This window comes from Acinetobacter lwoffii (assembly GCF_024129685.1).
Taxonomy (GTDB): Bacteria; Pseudomonadota; Gammaproteobacteria; order Pseudomonadales; family Moraxellaceae; genus Acinetobacter; species Acinetobacter lwoffii_X.
In genome coordinates this window covers 1-692 of the sequence record NZ_JAMXXL010000082.1, presented here as the reverse complement: position 1 = coordinate 692, position 692 = coordinate 1, and the positions used below count along the sequence as shown (strand labels likewise).

The window sequence follows — 692 nt, the reverse complement described above, 5'->3', positions numbered from 1 at the left end:
CCGCAGATTATGCACGAATGCCAAGAAATTTGGAGTGCAAATATTAACCAAAAAGAAGATCATTTTTTGATTTATGAAAGAGATCTATTAATTAAGGAAATAACCTTCAAATCATTATCTTCATAAAGAATTTCAATTAAAACTTTCATTTCATCGAAATACTTTTTAATTTTCTCCTCAATTTTGTTTATTTTATTTATATATTTTTTCCAAGCATTTTCAGCAGATTTCTTATCTTTATATTCTTGAAAAAACGTAAATTTATTTCTTCTTGCAACTTCAAAATATCCTGAAAAATAATCCAAATAGATACATCTAAAAATTGGCAATTTATAGTAGACTCTACTTATAGTCGCTTTTTCAAATCCTTGCGCAAAAAATAAACTATCAAAAACAAGACTCACTCCAGAACACTCAACATCATCTGTATTTCCATACAATCTAAACTGATTTAAAGAGTTATGATTAAATGTAAAACATGTTAAAAAAGTATTAATATGAGCATTATCATCATATATATTTTTTAAATTTAAAAAATCCTTTAATATTTTCCCTTCAGTAGGATCATTCATAAAATCCACAGAATTAAGTCTTACATGCGATATATTAGATCTCTTTCATAAATCAAAAAATGATCTTCTTTTTGGTTAATATTTGCACTCCAAATTTCTTGGCATTCGTGCATAATCTGC

General features: G+C 25.7%; 1 protein-coding gene. It reads right to left on the bottom strand.

Annotated features, from left to right (window positions below; all coding sequences use genetic code 11):
- Positions 1 to 71: 71 nt before the first annotated feature.
- Positions 72 to 572, bottom strand: coding sequence for a hypothetical protein (locus NI464_RS15765; protein WP_253139548.1), 501 nt, complete (start codon positions 570 to 572; stop codon positions 72 to 74).
- Positions 573 to 692: the final 120 nt, after the last annotated feature.